Source organism: Formivibrio sp. oc-25 (genome assembly GCF_055810895.1).
Map to the genome: position 1 here is coordinate 1 of NZ_JBVVOL010000091.1, position 1,208 is coordinate 1,208.

Below are 1,208 nucleotides of genomic sequence, written 5' to 3' on the forward strand. Positions count from 1 at the left end.
TCAGGCGCTCAAGGAGTGGCAGAAAAACAAGCCAGGATTATTCAATAAGCGCATTATCAATCGTCCGGGACTGGACAACTAGCGGGTATGTCGATCCGGCATCCTTAGATGCCCAATCCCTCTATAGCACATCCGAACTGGCAAATGTTTCGGCCATGATCGTGGCCGATAGCGCACTGCATGACACTGGTAAAACGTTGATTACGGAGGATGGCATCCCTTACGCGGGGGCAGCGAAGTCGGCTAGCTCGCCTCTGGTGTTCAAGGATTTGAACGGCAATGGGATACTCGATACTTATGAAGATTATCGCAAGTCGGTCAATGAGCGCGCTGAAGACTTGCTGTCCAGAATGACCATTGAAGAAAAGGTGGGCTTGATGACCGTGAACAACGGCTTCATGCGTACCAGTGCACTCTGCCCAAGCAGCACTCCTATGCTTAAGAATCGGGATTTGGTTTGCGAGCAGACCATCATTGCCTATGGTGGGATGGTTGCCATCAATGCGATGAGTGAAATCATCAACGATCACAATAGCCGCTACATCGTTACCCGCGATGCCAGTCCTGCACCATCGACCCTTGCAAGATGGACCAACCAGGTGCAAGAGGTAGCCGAAGAATCCCGGTTGGGGATCCCTGCCGTTATTGTTGCCAATCCGCGCGACCATAATGCAACAGGGGTTGGTTTTGCGGAATCTTCTGGTAACTGGCCAGGTACGCTAGGGATGGCAGCGGCTGCACTGGGAGACAAGACAAAGAATGGTAGCCAAACACTGATTCGCGATTTTGCCAACCTATCGGTTAAAGAATGGGTCGCTGCAGGTGTTCGCAAAGGTTATATGTACCAGGCCGACCTTGCAACAGAACCCCGTTGGTCGCGCGTGAATGGGACATTTGGTGATGACCCTGATCTAATTTCTGAAATTCAAACTCAATTGATTGAAGGCTTCCAGTCTCAGCAGTTGGTATCGAATAGCAATGTGACCGCCCGTATGGGGGTTGCCATGACTACCAAGCATTTCCCCGGCAATGGTATTGCGCCAAACGGTATCGATTCGCATGGTCATGAGGGAATGGCAGCAGTCTACTCATCGCCGAACAGTTTAACAGGATGGTGAAAAACCAAACCCCACCTTCGGTTTTTCACCCCTGAATTTCAAAAAACTGCTTCCTCTTCAAAATCAGCCTGATTTTTCGTCAAATCAGAC

General features: G+C 50.3%; 1 protein-coding gene. It reads left to right on the plus strand.

Annotation, left to right across the window (positions count from 1 at the left end):
- Positions 1–1,118: glycoside hydrolase family 3 N-terminal domain-containing protein (locus tag AC0KVQ_RS16455; RefSeq protein WP_473422280.1), on the plus strand; the 1,118-nt coding region annotated here is incomplete at its 5' end.
- Positions 1,119–1,208: the final 90 nt, after the last annotated feature.